Origin of the sequence: Kaistia defluvii, from assembly GCF_026343955.1 — a bacterium.
Classification (GTDB): Bacteria; Pseudomonadota; Alphaproteobacteria; order Rhizobiales; family Kaistiaceae; genus Kaistia; species Kaistia defluvii.
In genome coordinates, this window is the sequence record NZ_JAPKNI010000001.1 from 454,495 (window position 1) to 469,950 (window position 15,456).

Sequence of the window (15,456 nt, forward strand, 5' to 3'; positions counted from 1 at the left end):
CCCCGGAGCTTCGCTCCGACCTCTCCCTCAGGGAGAGGCGAAGTCGGATCTCAAAATCCGTTCTCGAGGGTCCGTTCGCAAAAAATACCCATCCGGAGCCGGAACTTGACCACCCATACCGACGACGCCGAATTCGCCGCCCTGCGCCGGGCCTCCGCCATGCTGGGGCGCGATCCGCTGCGCACGCAGGCGGCCGGCGGCAATACCTCGCTGAAGCGCGATGGCGTGCTCTGGGTCAAGGCGTCCGGCACCTGGCTCGCGGAAGCCGAGGAACGCGAGATCTTCCTGCCCGTCTCGCTGCCGCCGCTGCTCGACGCCGTCCACGCGAATGACGAGCGCGCTGCCAAGGCGACGGATTTCGTCGTCGCGGACGCCAATCCGCAGGGACTGCGTCCCTCGGTCGAAACCTCGGTCCATGCCGTGCTGCCGCAGGCCGTGGTGCTGCACATCCATTGCGTCGAGACGGTCGCGCAGGTCGCCCGCGCCGAGGCGCGCGACGCCATCGCCGCCCGGCTGGACGGGCTCGACGGCATCCTCTGGTCCTATGTGCCCTATGTGAAGCCCGGCCTGCCGCTGGCGCGCGAGATCGAAGCCGTCTCGCCGGCCGGCACCAATGTCGTGCTGCTCGGCAATCATGGCCTGATCGTCGCCGCCGAGACGGTCGCCGGGGCGGTCGCCCTGATCGAGCGCGTCAGCGCGGCGCTGGCGGCGCCCGTTCGCTCCGCGCCGGCCGCCGATATCGGCGCCCTGGAGGCGCTGGCCGGGGGTTCGCCCTATCGCCTGCCGACCGACCCGGCGGCGCATGCCACCGCAACCGATCCCGCCCGCCTGGCCATCGCCGCGCGCGGCACGCTCTATCCCGATCACGTCGTGTTCCTCGGCAGCGGCACCGCCGTGCTGGCAGAAGGCGATACGCCCTCCGCCGTCGCCGAGCGATCCGAACTGCCGCCCATGCTGCTCGCCGTGCCTGGCAAGGGCGTGCTGATCCACCGCGAGGTGCTGCGCGGCGGCGACGCGCTCGCCCGCGCTTTGGCCGAGGTGACCGGCCGGATCGAGGCCGACGCACCGCTCCGCTTCCTCACGGTCGACGAGGAACAGGAGCTTGTGACGTGGGACGCCGAGATCTATCGCCGCTCGCTCGCCGCCGCCGCGAAGAACTGACCATCATGCCCGAAGCCGTCGCCGTCCTCGACATCGGCAAGTCGAACGCCAAGCTGGCGCTGCTCGATTTCGACAGCCGCGCCGTGCTCGCCATCCGCACCCGCAGGAACACCGTGCAGGCGGGACCGCCCTACCCGCATTTCGACGTCGACGGGATCTGGGAGTGGTTTCTCGAGGGACTGGCGGAATTTGCCGGCCAGGCCGAGATCACCGCGATCTCGACCACGACGCACGGGGCGGCGATCGCGGTGCTGGGCGAGGACGGCCTGGCGCTGCCGGTGCTGGACTACGAGCATCCCGGCCCCGACGAATTCGCCGACGACTACCGTTTGGCACGCGGCGATTTCGCCGAGATCCTGTCGCCCGACCTGCCGGGCGGCCTCAATGCGGGGCGGCAATTGTTCTGGATGGCGCGCCGCTTCCCGGAGGCATTCGCGAAGGCCACGGCGATCGTGCCCTATCCGCAATACTGGGTCTGGCGGCTCACCGGAAAGCGCGTCGCCGAGGCGACGTCGTTCGGCGCGCATAGCGACCTCTGGAACGGCCGCGGCCAGACCTATTCGAAGCTCGCCGAGACGCAGGGCTGGACAAAGCTGTTCCCGCCGCGCGCCGCGCCCTGGGACACCGTCGGACCGGTGCTGCCCGAGATCGCGGAACGGACCGGCCTGTCCCCAAACTGCCGCGTCGTCGCCGGCATCCACGACTCGAACGCCAGCCTGCTGCCGCACATACTGGACCGCGCCCTGCCCTTCACTGTGATCTCGACCGGCACCTGGATGATCTCGTTCGCCGCCGGCGGCAGCCTCGATCATCTGCATCCCGAGCGTGGCGGCCTCGCCTATGCCGATGCCTTCGCCCGGCCGGTGCCGTCGGCCATGTCGATGGCGGGGCGCGAGTTCGAGATCCTGACCGACGGCAAGGCGACCGAGCCCTCCCAAGCCGAGATCGCCACCGTCCTCGGGCGCAAGATCATGGCGCTGCCCGCCTTTGTCGCCGGCAATGGCCCGTTCGGCCATCGCCGGGGCAGTTGGTCGGTCGATCCCGCGACCCTTTCGCCGGGCGAGCGCACGGCTGCCGCCAGCCTCTATGTCGCTCTCGTCGCCCAAACCTGCCTGGCGCTCACCGGCGCGCAGGGACCCGTGCTGGTCGAAGGTCCGTTCGCCCGGAACAAGCTGTTCCTGTCCGCGCTGGCGGCGCTCGTCGACCGGCCTGTGATTGGCCGTCCGGATGCGACCGGCACGACGGAAGGCGCGGCGCTGCTGGCCGATGGCCCCGATTCCAGCAGCAAGGCCGCGCCGGACCCGATGCCTGCCGAACCGCACGGCGGCGATTTCGCGGCCTATGCGGCGCAGTGGAAAGAGCAGGCGGAAACCTGAGGCATCACCCATCCGGCTCTGAAATGTTATGGTCGCGCGGAGACGTCCCGCGATCCGTCCAGGAGATCCCCGTGCAGAAATACGCCTTCAAGATGCAGCTCCATCCGGGCCAGGAAGCGGAATACAAGCGCCGCCATGACGAGATCTGGCCGGAGCTCTCGGCCCTGCTGAAGGAAGCCGGCGTCTCGGACTATTCGATCCACCTCGACCGCGAGACCTCGACGCTGTTCGCGGTGCTCTGGCGCACCGACGAGCACGGCATGGACGCCCTGCCCGCCCATCCGGTCATGCAGCGCTGGTGGGCGCATATGGCGGATATCATGGCGTCGCATCGGAATAACGAGCCGATCGCGACGCCGCTCGAAACCGTCTTCCACATGCCGTGACCGGTTCCATGCCCCACGCTGCCCTCCCCAAGGCCACCATCGTCCTCGACATTGGCAAGACCAACGCCAAGCTGGCGCTGGTCGATGACGAGACGCGCGCGATCCTCGCGATCCGCACCACCGCCAACGAAGTCCTGACCGAGGGGCTCTATCCGCATTTCGACGTCGAGCGGATCTGGAAATGGATCCTGGAGGGCCTGGCGGAATTCGCCGGCCAGGCGGCGGTCGGCTGCATCTCGACCACCACCCATGGCGCCGCGGTCGCCGTCACGGACGGCCACGACCTCGTGATGCCGATCCTCGACTATGAGTTCAAGGGACCGGACTCCGTTGCCGAGCCCTACCGCGCCCTGCGCGGCGCGTTCTGGGAAACGCTCTCGCCGGACCTTCCCGGCGGCCTCAATGTCGGCCGGCAACTGTTCTGGCAGGAGCGGACCTATCCGTCCGCCTTCGGCCGTGCGAAGACGATCCTGTTCTATCCGCAATACTGGGTCTGGCGGCTCACCGGCGTCGCCGTCAGCGAGCCGACGACACTTGGCTGCCATACCGATCTCTGGAACCCGGAAGCCGGCACCTTCTCGCGGCTCGCCGATGATCGCGGCTGGTCGAAGCTGTTCCCGCCCATGGTGCATCCCTGGGATACCGCCGGCACGCTCCTGCCGGCGCTCGCCGCGAAGACGGGGCTGCCGGCCGATTGCCGCGTCGTCGCCGGCATCCATGACAGCAATGCCAGCCTGCTGCCGCATGTCCTGCGTCGCCGCGCGCCGTTTGCGGTGATCTCGACCGGCACGTGGCTGATCCTGTTCGCGGTCGGCGGCTCGATCGCCGATCTCGACCCGGCGCGCGACTGCCTCGCCAATGTCGATGCGCTCGGCCGCGCCGTGCCCTCGGCCCGCTTCATGGCGGGACGGGAATATTCGCTGCTGACCGGGGATGCGAAAGCCGTTCCGACCGAGGCGGAGATTGCCCGCGTCGTGAACGAGCGGATCATGGCGCTGCCCTCCTTCGCGCCCGGCACGGGGCCCTTCGCCTTCCGCGAGGGCCATTGGAGCCACGACCCGGCGACGCTGACGCCGGGCGAGAGGATCGTGGCGGCAAGCCTCTATTGCGCGCTGACCGCCGAAACCTGCCTGCAGCTGACGGGCGCCGCCGGCCCGATCGTCGTCGAGGGGCCGATCTCGCGCAACGCGCTGTTCCTGTCGGCGCTGACCAGCCTTGTCGGCCGCCCCGTGGTCGCCCGCACCGACGCGACCGGCACGACCGAGGGCGCGGCCCTGCTTGCCAAGGGCCCTGACGGCGTCGGCCCCGGCCTCCCCGATGCCGACCCCGCCCCGCCCTTCGCGCACGACCTGACGGCCTATGCGACCGCCTGGCGCGAGACGACGGAGTGAGATCTGGCTGGAAGCTTGGCTTCCTTCATCTCTCCCCCAGGGAGAGGTGAAGGAAGATCCTGCAACCTACTCGCCGCGGCGCAGGCGCTCGAGCGCCTCGAGGCGGTCGCGCGCCACGCTGCTCTGCTCGGCCACGCCCGCCGTCAGCGCCTCGGCGAGCAGCAGCAGGCCGGCACTGGAATCCCACACCGACGGCGCCGGCACATGGGCCGGCAAGACATGGCGGGCAACCTTGGAGATCGGCGAAAGCCAGGGATCGGTGATCAGGATGATCCGCGCGCCCTGCCGCGCCGCACGCTCGGCAAAGACGACGAGATCGTCGGAATAGCGCCGGATGTCGAACAGGACGATCACGTCCTGCTTGCCGATGTCGAGCAGCCGGTCGAACCAGGCCGCCGGCTGGCCTTCGATATGCTGGACATGCGGCCGCAGCACGCGCAAATGCGTGGCCATATAGGCGGCGATCGCATCGGTGAAGCGGCCGCCCAGCAGATGCAGCGGCCGCCTTGGGTCGGCGATGAGCCGTACCGCGGCGTCGAACTCCTCGCGCGGCACGTTTTCCGCCGTGGCGCGCAGATTGGCGATCGCGGCCAGCGCGAACGCGTCGAGCGGATCGCCGGATGGAGACGTGCCGCCCTTGGTCAGGGGCGTGGCGCGCTGCGCCGCCAGTTCCTGCTTCAGCCCGTCCTGGAAAGCGCCATAGCTGGAAAAGCCGAGCTTGGCGATCATCCGCAGCACGGTCGGCGCGCTGACGCCGGCGGCCTCGCCGAAGCGGGCGGCGGTATCGAGCCCCGCCATCGGATACCCGGCGAGCAGCCGATGCGCCGCGCGGCGCTCATTCGGCGTCAGCCGCCCGAGATCGCGCCGGATCTGTTCGGCGATCGAAGCCCCATTCCCGCTGTTCATGCCACTCTGCCGCCGCCCCTGTTGCCGCATCGGAAGGCAGTTGACGCCTGTATTTCAGAATTGACGCGCCACACCCACCCTGTAACGTATATTTCAGTTCGGCGGCATCGGGGAGTCGAACGATGTCGCAGCACCGGAAGCAGGCGCGACGTTCGGGGGATCGGGTCATGGCGAATGGCTTGGCAGGCGCGGCACGCGAAGCGGCAACGCCCTTGCTCGCGAGCGACGAGCCACCCGTTGTGGACCTGCAGGACAGCGGCAACGGTCCCTTCGTCTTCCTGTGCGAACACGCCTCCAACCGCCTGCCCAAGGCGCTCGGCGACCTCGGCCTGCCGGCCGAGGCACTGACGCGCCACATCGCCTGGGATCCCGGCGCGGCCGCGATGACGCTCGGCCTCGCCACCCGGCTTGGCAGCCCGGCGATCCTGCAGAGCTATTCGCGCCTCGTCATCGACTGCAATCGCGAGCCGGGCCTGCCGGACGCGATCACGACGCTGTCCGAAGATACCGAGATCCCCGGAAACCGGGATCTCGGTCCGGCGGCACGGCAGCAGCGCGTCGATGCGATCTGGGCGCCGTTCCACGCGGCGATCGACGACCTCGTCGCGACGCGCATCGCGGCCCGGACCCCCACCGTGATCGTCACGCTGCATTCCTTCACGCCGGTCTATCGCGGCCTGCCGCGGCCCTGGCATGTCGGCATCATTTCCAGCGGCGAGCGCAGCTTTGCCGAGGCGATGCTGTCGGCGCTCCGGCGCGATGCCGCGCTGGAGGTCGGCGACGACGAACCCTATTCGGCGCGCGACCATGTCGACTACACGATCCGCCGGCACGGCTTCGACCGCGGCCTGCCGCACGTGATGATCGAGGTCCGCAACGATCTCGTGCAAAGCGCCACCGATGTCGCGGCCTGGGTAGACCGGCTGGCCGCCGCGCTCGTCGAGTGCGCCACCGCCACCGGCCTTCCACCGACCCAAGAAGACTGAGGGAGATGACGCTTTCCTTCGCGACGGCGAACGAGACCAACAAGCCAGCAAGCAGGGCGGGCCGAACGGCGCAGACCGAAAGCCCGAAACGACCCGAGCGGATATTGCCGCCCGGCACCGAACAAAGGGGAACTTCATCCGATCCAGATCGCAGCCGGGCTGCGGCCGGACGGCAACAGAGACGGGAGCAGTTTGATGAGTCACATCGAGGGGTACTCTGAAAGCGACAAGAAGGCGGACGTCCACGTCCTTCACTCCATGGGCTACGCGCAGGAACTCGAGCGGCGCATGAGCCGCTTCTCGAACTTCGCGATCTCGTTTTCGATCATCTGCATCCTGTCGGGCGGCATCAATTCGCTTGCCCAGGCAACGTCGGGCGCCGGCGGCGCCGGCATCGGCATCGGCTGGCCGGTGGGCTGCCTGATCTCGGGCGTCTTCGCGCTGGCGATGGCGCAGATCAGTTCCGCCTATCCGACGGCCGGCGGCCTCTATCACTGGGGCTCGATCCTCGGCAACCGCTTCACCGGCTGGGTCACCGCCTGGTTCAACCTGCTCGGCCTCGTCACCGTGCTCGGCGCCATCAATGTCGGCACCTATTATTTCTTCGTCGGCGCCTTCGGCCCGACCTTCGGCTGGGAAGACACGACGACTTCCCGCGTGCTGTTCCTCACCGTGCTGACCGGCGCGCAGGCGCTGATCAACCACATGGGCATCGGCCTCACCGCCAAGCTGACCGATTTCTCCGGCTATCTGATCTTCGTCACCGCGCTGGTGCTGGCGATCGTCTGCCTCGCCGCCGCGCCGAGCTATGATTTCGCGCGGCTGTTCACCTTCGGCAATTATTCCGGCCAGGCGACGATGGCCGCCGATGGCACGCTGACCGGCGCGCCGGTCTGGCCGGCGGTTTCGGGCTGGTGGGTGTTCCTGCTCGGCCTGCTGCTGCCGATCTACACGATCACCGGCTACGACGCATCGGCGCATACCTCCGAGGAGACCCTGAAGGCGGCCCATTCCGTGCCGCGCGGCATGGTGATGTCGGTCGTGTGGGCGGCCGTGTTCGGCTACATCATGCTGTGCTCGTTCGTGCTGATGCTGCCCAACATGGACGATGCCGCCAAGCAGGGCTGGAACGTGTTCTTCTGGGCGATGGACGTCCAGGTGAAGCCGACCGTGAAGATCATCCTCTATGTCGCGATCTTCGTGTCGCAATTCCTCTGTGGCCTGGCGACGGTCACCTCCGTGTCGCGCATGATCTTCGCCTTCTCGCGCGATGGCGGCCTGCCGGCGTCGCGGGCGCTGTCGAAGGTGAGCCCGAGATTCCGCACGCCGGTGGCGGCGATCTGGACCGGCGCGATCCTCGCCGTGCTGTTCGTCTGGGGCTCGTCGCTCGTCTCGATCGGCGATACGCCGGTCTACACGATCGTCGTCTCCTGCACGGTCATCTTCCTGTTTTTCTCCTTCGTCATCCCGATCGTGCTGGGCCTGCTCGCCTATGGCACGCCCAAATGGCCGGCCATGGGGCCGTGGAATATGGGCCGCGGCCTGTTCTCGCTGTTCGCGATCCTGTCCGTCGTCGCTATGGTGCTGATCTTCTTCATCGGCGTTCAGCCGCCGAACGAATGGGCGCTCTACATCACAATCGGCTTCCTGGTGCTGACGGCGATCATCTGGCTCGCCTTCGAAAGCCGCCGCTTCCAGGGCCCGCCGATCGGCGACGTCATCGCCAAGCGGCAGGCCGAAATCGCCGCGGCCGAAAAGGCGGTCGGCGAGATCTGAACCTTTGCGGACCGGGCGGCTCCTCGCTGCCCGGTCCGCTCCCGCGGCATGCTGCCATCCCGGAGGCCCGCCTCCGGCACTGAGGCTCACCGCTTCTCCGCACGGCCCGTAGGCCGTGGGCGGCCGGATCCGATCCGGCCGCCCGGAGAAGCGTTCGACGGATCGAACAAGGAACTGCCATGGCCGGAAACCTGACGCTGAATGAGCTCGAGACGGCAATCGCCGACGGCACGATCGACACGGTGATCGTCGCCTTCCCCGACATGCAGGGACGCCTCGTCGGCAAGCGTTTCACCGGCCGCTTCTTCCTCGACAGCGCCATCAACGAAACGCATGCATGCAACTACCTGCTCACCGTCGACATCGATATGGAGCCGGTGCCCGGCTACAAGGCGGCGAGCTGGAAGAAGGGTTATGGCGATTTCGTCCTGAAGCCGGACGTTTCGACCCTGCGCCGCATTCCCTGGCTCGAGGGCACGGCGCTGATGCTGGCCGATGTCTGCGACCACCATGGCGACGACCTTGCCCATGCGCCGCGCTCGATCCTGAAGGCGCAGTTGAAGCGGCTGGCCGACCGCGACATGAAGGCGTTCTTCGCCTCCGAGCTCGAATTCTACGCCTTCGACGAGACGACCGAGAGCGCGAGCGGCAAGCGCTGGCGCGGCCTGAAGACGATGGGCGACAACATCGAGGACTACCAGATCCTCCAGACCACCAAGAACGAGCCGCTGCTGCGCGCGATCCGCAACGGGTTGATGGGCGCCGGCATCCCGATCGAGAATTCCAAGGGCGAATGGGGCCCGGGCCAGGAGGAGGTCAACATCCGCTATGCGGAAGCCCTCGAAATGGCCGACTGGCACGTCATCATGAAGAACGGCATCAAGGAGATCGCGCATCTTCAGAACCGCGCCGTCACCTTCATGGCGAAGTGGCGCTACGACCTCGCCGGTTCGTCGTCGCACATCCACTCCTCGCTCTGGGACGGCTCCGGCAAGAAGGCGCTGTTCTCCGATCCGAAGGATCCGCTCGGCATGTCGGCGACGATGAAATCCTGGCTCGCCGGCCACCTCGCCCATGCCGGCGAGATGACGGCGTTCCTCGCTCCCTACATCAACTCCTACAAGCGCTTCCAGGTCGGCACCTTCGCGCCGACCAAGGCGGTCTGGTCCGTCGACAACCGCACCGCCGGCTTCCGCGTCGTCGGCGAAGGCAAGTCGGTGCGCACCGAATGCCGTATCGGCGGCTCCGACCTGAACCCCTATCTTGCCTTCTCCGGCCTGATCGCGGCCGGCCTGCACGGCATCGACGAGAAGCTGGAGCTGGAGCCGGCCTTTGCCGGCGACGCCTATTATGCCGCCGACCTGCCCGAGGTGCCGAAGACGCTGCGCGACGCGATCGCAGCGCTGGACGGCTCGAAGGTGCTGCGCGCGGCACTGGGAGACGAGGTGGTTGAGCACTATCTGCACACCGCCCGCTGGGAGCAGCACGAATATGACCGCCGCGTCACGGATTGGGAGTTGCAGCGCGGCTTCGAGCGGTATTGAACACATAGAGTGTGCATTTGACACACTCATGTTTATTCCCTAGCGTCACCTGAACTCTTTGGAGGGAGGCCCCATGAGCAAATATGACCCGCTGGCACACTTCCTCGAACGCTGCACAGAGTCGGAGGTCCGGATGACCTTCGAGGAGATCGAGGGAATTCTGGGCTTTCCGCTTCCGCCATCCCAAACGCATCGGGCCTGGTGGAGCAACAATGCCAGCAACAACGTCATGACGAAGGCGTGGCTGTCGGCCGGCTTTGAAACCGAGCAGGTGGACCTGGAAGGCCGCAAGCTCGTATTTCGTCGGGTCAAGCCTATCGCCTCGTCCCGCCAGACAGGCGAAGGCGGCAAAGCGCCCGGCAAGAAGTCGCCTCGCCGCAACCCGCTCTTTGGCTTCATGGCCGGTACGTTCACGATCGCACCGGGGACCGATCTGACGGCTCCGGCGGATGGCGAATGGGCCGATATGGCATGGGGCAAATCAAGCCGGGGTCGTGAGGATGCCGCGTGACGCAGCTTCTTCTCGACACCTGCGCCATGATCTGGGTCGCAGGCAACGCCGATCTGGCCGAGCCCGCCATCGCGGCGCTGGACGATGCCGAGGACGAAGCCATGTCGATCTTCCTGTCGCCCATATCGGCATGGGAAATCGGGCTCCTCGTCGCGCGCAATCGACTGACTCTGCCGACGCGACCGAAGGCCTGGCTGGATCGGCTCCTGAAGGCGCCCAATCTAAGGCTGGCCCAGTTGCCGCCGGGCGTTCTCATCGATTCCGCTTTTCTACCCGGAACTCCCCCGCGCGATCCCGCCGACCGGATCATCATAGCGACAGCCCGGGAATATGATCTCACAATAATGACTCGAGACCGCGTTATCCTTGACTATGCTGAAGCCGGGCACGTCCGGGCTATTGCTTGTTGAAAGAACCACTATGAACGCCCCCGTCCTGAAGATCATCACGCCCGTCGATGGCTCGGTCTATGCCGAGCGGCCGCTGGCTTCCGAAGCCGATGTGCTGGCCACGCTGGAAAAGGCCAGGGTGGCGCAGCGCGACTGGCGCACCGTTCCCGTCTCCGAGCGTGAAAGAATGGCGACCGCCTTCGTCGATGCCATGGTGGCCGAGAAGGACAAGGTGGCCGAGCTTATCGCCTGGCAGATGGGCCGGCCGATCCGCTATGGCCATGGCGAGATGCGCGGCTTCGAGGAGCGCGCCCGCTACATGATCGCCATCGCGGCGAGGTCGCTGACCGATATCGACGCCGGTCCGAAGGAAGGCTTCAAGCGTTATATCCGCCGCGAGCCGCTCGGCGTCTGCCTGAACCTGCCGGCCTGGAACTTCCCCTACATGACGGCGCTCAATGCCGTGCTGCCCGCCATCCTCGCCGGCAACACCGTCGTCATGAAGCATTCGAGCCAGACGGCGCTGGTGGCCGAGCATTTCGCCTCATCCTTCGCCCAAGGCGGCCTGCCGGCGGACGTATTCCAGTTCGTCAACATGACGCATGAGACGACCGACAAGGTGATCCGCTCCGGCCTCGTCGACCAGGTCGGCTTCACCGGCTCGACCGCCGGAGGCCGCAACATCATGGCCTCGGTCGCCGGCGCGCCGAACTTCCCGGCCACCTGCCTGGAGCTGGGCGGCAAGGATCCGGCCTATGTCCGACCGGACGTCAACCTCCCCTTCGCGGTCGAAAACATCGTCGATGGCGGCTTCTTCAATTCCGGCCAGTCCTGCTGCGCCATGGAGCGCGTCTATGTGCATGAGGCGGTCTATGACCGCTTCGTCGAGGGCGTCGTCGCCACCGTCAACGCCTACAGGCTCGGCAGCCCGACCGATCCGGACACGACGCTCGGACCCGTGGTGCGTGCCTCGGCGGCCGCGTTCATCCAGGGCCAGATAGACGAGGCCATCCGCCAGGGCGCCAGGGGGCTGATCGATCCAAAGCATTTCCCGGAGGCCAAGGCCGGCACGCCCTATCTCGCGCCGCAGGTGCTGGTCGATGTCGACCATTCGATGCGGGTGATGAAAGAAGAGACCTTCGGCCCTGCCTTCGGCATCATGAAGGTCAAGTCGGATGAGGAAGCGATCCGGCTGATGAACGATTCCGAATTCGGCCTCACCGCCGCGATCTGGACCGAGGACCTCGCCGCTGCGGAAGCGATCGGCGACCGGATCGAGACCGGCACGGTGTTCATGAACCGCTGCGACTATGTCGATCCGGCGCTGGCCTGGACCGGCGTCAAGGCGACCGGACGCGGCGCCAGCCTGTCTGAGGTCGGCTACGAGCAGCTGACCCGGCCGAAGAGCTTTCACCTTCGCACCAAGACCGACTAGGTCACTTCGCCTCTCCCTGAGGGAGAGGTCGGCCCCCAGGGCCGGGTGAGGGTTTACGCCCTATCCGGATACCCTCCCAAACCCTCTCCCACCGGCTTCGCCGTCGACCTCCCCTCTGGGGGAGGTGAAGCAAAGGATCCCGAGATGCTCGACAACTACGCCTCGCTGAACGCGAACTGGTCCTATCCCACCGCCATCCGCTTTGGCGCCGGCCGCATTGCCGAGCTGCCGGCGGCGCTGACGGCGACAGGCATTCAGAAGCCGCTCTTCGTCACCGATCCCGGCCTCGTGGCGCTGCCGATCGTGAAGAAGACGCTGGCGATCCTCGACGAGGCCAAGGTCGAATACGCCGTCTTCTCCAAGGTCGACGGCAATCCGACGCTGGCCAATCTCGATGAGGGCCTCGCCGTCTACAAGGCCGGCGGGCATGACGGCGTCGTCGCCTTCGGCGGCGGCTCGGCGATGGATATCGGCAAGACCATCGCCTTCATGTCGGGCCAGACGCGGCCGGTATTCGATTTCGAGGACCGCGCCGACTGGTGGACCCGCGCCGACCCGAAGGGCATCGCCCCGATCATCGCCGTGCCGACCACCGCCGGCACCGGCTCGGAAGTCGGCCGCGCCTCGGTCGTGACCGATCCGTCCGACCACACCAAGAAGATCATCTTCCATCCGCTGATGCTGCCGAAGATCGTCATCTCCGACCCGGAGCTGACCGTCGACCTGCCGGCGAAGATCACGGCCTGGACCGGCATGGACGCGCTGTCGCATTCGCTGGAGGCGTTCTGCAGCCCGTTCTTCCATCCGATGTCGGCCGGCATCGCGCTCGAAGGCATGCGGCTGGTCAAGGACTGGCTGCCCAAGGCCGTGAAGGACGGCCACGACATCCAGGCGCGTTCGCAGATGCTGATCGCCTCGTCGATGGGCGCCGTCGCCTTCCAGAAGGGACTCGGCGCGATGCATGCCATGAGCCATCCGAGCTCAAGCCTGCGCGGCACGCATCACGGCCTGACCAACGCCGTCGTCATGCCCTATGTGCTCGCCTTCAACGGCAAGGCGATCGACGCCAAGCTGGCCGCCGCCGCCCGCTATCTCGACCTGCCCGGCCAGAGCGCGTCGAGCTTCGTCGACTGGGTGCTGGCGATTCGCGAGGAACTGGCCATTCCGCACACGCTGAAGGAAATCGGCGTGGATGAAACCGTGCTGCCGGAAGCGGCCCGCATGGCGGAGCTCGACCCCTCGACCGGCGGCAATCCCATCGCCGTGACCGCCGCCGACTATGATCTCCTGTTCCGGAACGCAATCAACGGCAGGCTCTGAACGCGATTGCACGCGCGGCGTGGTCTTGCACCGTCGCGCGTGACACGCCATGAAGGGCACCATTCGCGTCCGGAGAAACGTCAATGCCGAGCCCTACCGTTCAGAGCCCTGTTTCCCAGAGCCCTGACATCGTCTGTATTGGCGAACCCCTGTTCGAACTCAATCAGGCCAAGGGCTCCGAGGCGTTCCTGCCGGGGCATGGCGGCGACACGTCCAACTGCGCGATCGCGGCCGCCCGCCAGGGCGCGTCGGTCGGCTATGTAACGGCCGTCGGCGCCGATAATTTCGGCCAGTCCTTCCTCGATCTGTGGAAGAAGGAAGGCGTGGATTTCAGCGCGGTCAAGGTCGACCCCGCCGCGCCGACCGGCATCTATTTCGTGACCCACGGCCCCGAAGGCCATGTCTTCTCCTATCGCCGCGCCGGTTCGGCCGCGAGCCGGATGACGCCGGAAGAGCTTTCGCTGGACTACATTCGCGGCGCCAAGGTGATCCACACCTCCGGCATCAGCCAGGCCATTTCCTCGCAGGCCGCCGACCTCGTCTTCAAGGCGATGAAGACCGCGCGCGAAGCCGGCGTGCTGGTGTCCTATGACACCAATCTGCGCCTGCGCCTCTGGCCGATCGAGCGCGCCCGCGCCGTCATCCATGCCGCGGCGGCGCTCGCCGACATCCTGAAGACCAGCTCCGACGACGCCTTCGAACTGACCGGGGAAGAGGACGCCGACAAGATCGCCGACTTCTATCTCGGCCTCGGCCCGAAGATCGTCATCGTCACGCAGGGCGCCGACGGCGCGCTGGTCGCGACGAAGGAAAAGCGCATGGTGATCCCGGCAATCGCCGTGAAGCCGGTCGATGCCACCGGCGCCGGCGACACCTTCGACGGCGCCTTCCTGACGGAGTATCTGCGTTCGGGCGATCCCTTCGCCGCCGCGCGCTATGCCAATGCGGCGGCCGGCCTCGCCACCGAAGGCTATGGCGCCGTGGCGCCGATGCCGACGCGCAGCGCCGTCGAAGCGGCACTCCTCAACCGAAAATGACGACAGTCGAACGGGCCAGCGCTTCCCTTCGGGAGCCCTCGAGGACGGCCGGACAACCGGTTCGCCGTTCCGTGGTCTATCTCGGCGGCTACGATCCCGTGACGCCGGAGAAGTTCTTCGCCCGTCAGGCGCGCGAACTCGGCCATTTCCGCGCCACCTGGGATGTCGACGTGACGCCGACCCCGGCCCGTCCGTCGTCGGATGGCCATGTCTGGCGCACGGAAATCGAGACCCGGGGCGACGGATGGAACGTCGAAACCGACTTTCGCCTGCTCGCCTGGGACGATCTGGTCAAGGGCGACTTTGCACGGCCGATCTGGCAGCGCATCCCGCTATCCCTCGGACTCCTGGCCGATTTCCTCGTTTCCGGCACGATCTTTCGCTATTTTCTGGCCGCCTGGCGCTTCGGCCTCTACTTCGTGGCGCCTTTCTTCCTCTCGCTGCTATTCGTCATCGCTGCGGCGATGGCCGCCGCGCTGGTGCTGCGCCTGGACAACGCGATCGCCGCCTGGCTGGCCCCCGTCATCGCCGTCCTCGTCTATGTCGGGCTGATGCGATGGCCGGGAAACCGCTGGTTCGTCAGCCACCTGCTCGATGCGCGGGTTTTCATGGGCGAGTACATGCGCGGGTGGCGGCCGGACATGGAAGCGCGGCTCGACCGCTTTGCCCGCGAGATCGTCGCCGTCGCGGCCGAGCCTGGGCTCGACGAACTTCTGATCATCGGCCACAGCCAGGGCAGCGTCTTCGCGCTCGAGGCGCTGGAACGTGCGCTCTCGCTCGATCCGGCCATCACCCGGCGCGGCCTGCCGATCTCGGTCATGACGGTCGGTTCCTGCGTGCTGCAGCTCGGCCTGCACCCGGCGGCGAAGCAGCTTCGCGCCCGGGTCCAGCGCCTGCAGGCCGAGGATGGCGTCGAGTGGCTCGAATTCCAGACCTTGACCGATGTGGTGAATTTCTACCGGACCGACCCGGCCAGGCTGATGCGGCTCAAGCCGTCGGCGAACCGGATCTTTCCGCATGTGCTCAATGTGCGCATCCGCGAAATGCTGCAGCCGGCCGATTACAGCCGGATCCGCAACAGTCTTTTCCGTGTGCACTATCAGTTCGTCATGGGAAACACGCGCCGCTACTTCTATGATTTCTTCCTGATTTGTTGTGGTCCGACGGTCCTGCGCGAGCGCTTCTCCCTGGCCGAGAAGCCAGCGGCGCGGAACCATACGGAAGCCTGAGGGGACGAC

14 protein-coding genes are annotated in these 15,456 nt (G+C 67.0%); 13 read left to right on the forward strand and 1 reads right to left on the reverse strand.

Annotated elements, in window-relative coordinates; all coding sequences use genetic code 11:
• Positions 1–105 precede the first annotated feature (105 nt).
• The 4 genes from OSH10_RS02080 to OSH10_RS02095 all read left to right on the forward strand — a co-directional run bounded on the left by OSH10_RS02080 (position 106) and on the right by OSH10_RS02095 (position 4,314).
• Positions 106–1,161 carry a class II aldolase/adducin family protein gene (locus OSH10_RS02080; protein WP_266329825.1) on the forward strand — a complete coding sequence of 352 codons (1,056 nt, stop codon included), beginning with the start codon at positions 106–108 and terminating at the stop codon, positions 1,159–1,161.
• A 5-nt stretch (positions 1,162–1,166) separates the two neighbouring features.
• Entirely contained in the window at positions 1,167–2,537 is a 1,371-nt protein-coding gene (locus tag OSH10_RS02085) for an FGGY-family carbohydrate kinase (RefSeq protein ID WP_266329826.1), read from the forward strand.
• A gap of 71 nt (positions 2,538–2,608) precedes the next feature.
• Positions 2,609–2,923 (forward strand): L-rhamnose mutarotase, encoded by a 315-nt coding sequence (gene rhaM, locus OSH10_RS02090; protein ID WP_266329827.1) that lies wholly within the window; start codon positions 2,609–2,611, stop codon positions 2,921–2,923.
• A gap of 8 nt (positions 2,924–2,931) precedes the next feature.
• The gene (locus OSH10_RS02095) at positions 2,932–4,314 is read left to right on the forward strand and encodes an FGGY-family carbohydrate kinase (protein ID WP_266329828.1); all 1,383 of its coding nucleotides are present in this window, start codon (positions 2,932–2,934) and stop codon (positions 4,312–4,314) included.
• 66 nt (positions 4,315–4,380) lie between these two features.
• On the opposite strand, the gene OSH10_RS02100 is transcribed toward OSH10_RS02095, so the two are convergent.
• Positions 4,381–5,220 (reverse strand): MurR/RpiR family transcriptional regulator, encoded by an 840-nt coding sequence (locus OSH10_RS02100; protein ID WP_266329830.1) that lies wholly within the window; start codon positions 5,218–5,220, stop codon positions 4,381–4,383.
• 167 nt (positions 5,221–5,387) lie between these two features.
• Between OSH10_RS02100 and OSH10_RS02105 the strand changes: the two genes are divergently transcribed.
• From OSH10_RS02105 to OSH10_RS02145, 9 genes are all read left to right on the forward strand, one after another.
• A complete protein-coding gene (locus OSH10_RS02105; protein ID WP_266329831.1) occupies positions 5,388–6,206 on the forward strand; it encodes an N-formylglutamate amidohydrolase in 819 nt (272 codons plus the stop codon).
• Positions 6,207–6,401: 195 nt separating this feature from the next.
• Entirely contained in the window at positions 6,402–7,982 is a 1,581-nt protein-coding gene (locus OSH10_RS02110; RefSeq protein WP_407660647.1) for an amino acid permease, read from the forward strand.
• A 179-nt stretch (positions 7,983–8,161) separates the two neighbouring features.
• Positions 8,162–9,526 (forward strand): glutamine synthetase family protein, encoded by a 1,365-nt coding sequence (locus tag OSH10_RS02115; protein WP_266329832.1) that lies wholly within the window; start codon positions 8,162–8,164, stop codon positions 9,524–9,526.
• 73 nt (positions 9,527–9,599) lie between these two features.
• Entirely contained in the window at positions 9,600–10,037 is a 438-nt protein-coding gene (locus OSH10_RS02120; protein ID WP_266329833.1) for a DUF7662 domain-containing protein, read from the forward strand.
• The gene (locus tag OSH10_RS02125; protein ID WP_266329835.1) at positions 10,034–10,447 is read left to right on the forward strand and encodes a type II toxin-antitoxin system VapC family toxin; all 414 of its coding nucleotides are present in this window, start codon (positions 10,034–10,036) and stop codon (positions 10,445–10,447) included. Before OSH10_RS02120 ends, OSH10_RS02125 begins: the two co-directional genes overlap by 4 nt.
• Before the next feature lie 10 nt (positions 10,448–10,457).
• Positions 10,458–11,861, forward strand: a complete 1,404-nt coding sequence (locus OSH10_RS02130; RefSeq protein WP_266329836.1) for an aldehyde dehydrogenase family protein — start codon at positions 10,458–10,460, stop codon at positions 11,859–11,861.
• 144 nt (positions 11,862–12,005) lie between these two features.
• On the forward strand, positions 12,006–13,181 hold the full coding sequence (locus tag OSH10_RS02135; protein ID WP_266329837.1) for an iron-containing alcohol dehydrogenase: 1,176 nt from the start codon (positions 12,006–12,008) through the stop codon (positions 13,179–13,181).
• Positions 13,182–13,264: 83 nt separating this feature from the next.
• The gene (locus tag OSH10_RS02140) at positions 13,265–14,218 is read left to right on the forward strand and encodes a sugar kinase (protein ID WP_266329838.1); all 954 of its coding nucleotides are present in this window, start codon (positions 13,265–13,267) and stop codon (positions 14,216–14,218) included.
• 71 nt (positions 14,219–14,289) lie between these two features.
• Positions 14,290–15,447, forward strand: coding sequence for a lipase (locus OSH10_RS02145; RefSeq protein WP_266329839.1), 1,158 nt, complete (start codon positions 14,290–14,292; stop codon positions 15,445–15,447).
• Positions 15,448–15,456 lie beyond the last annotated feature (9 nt).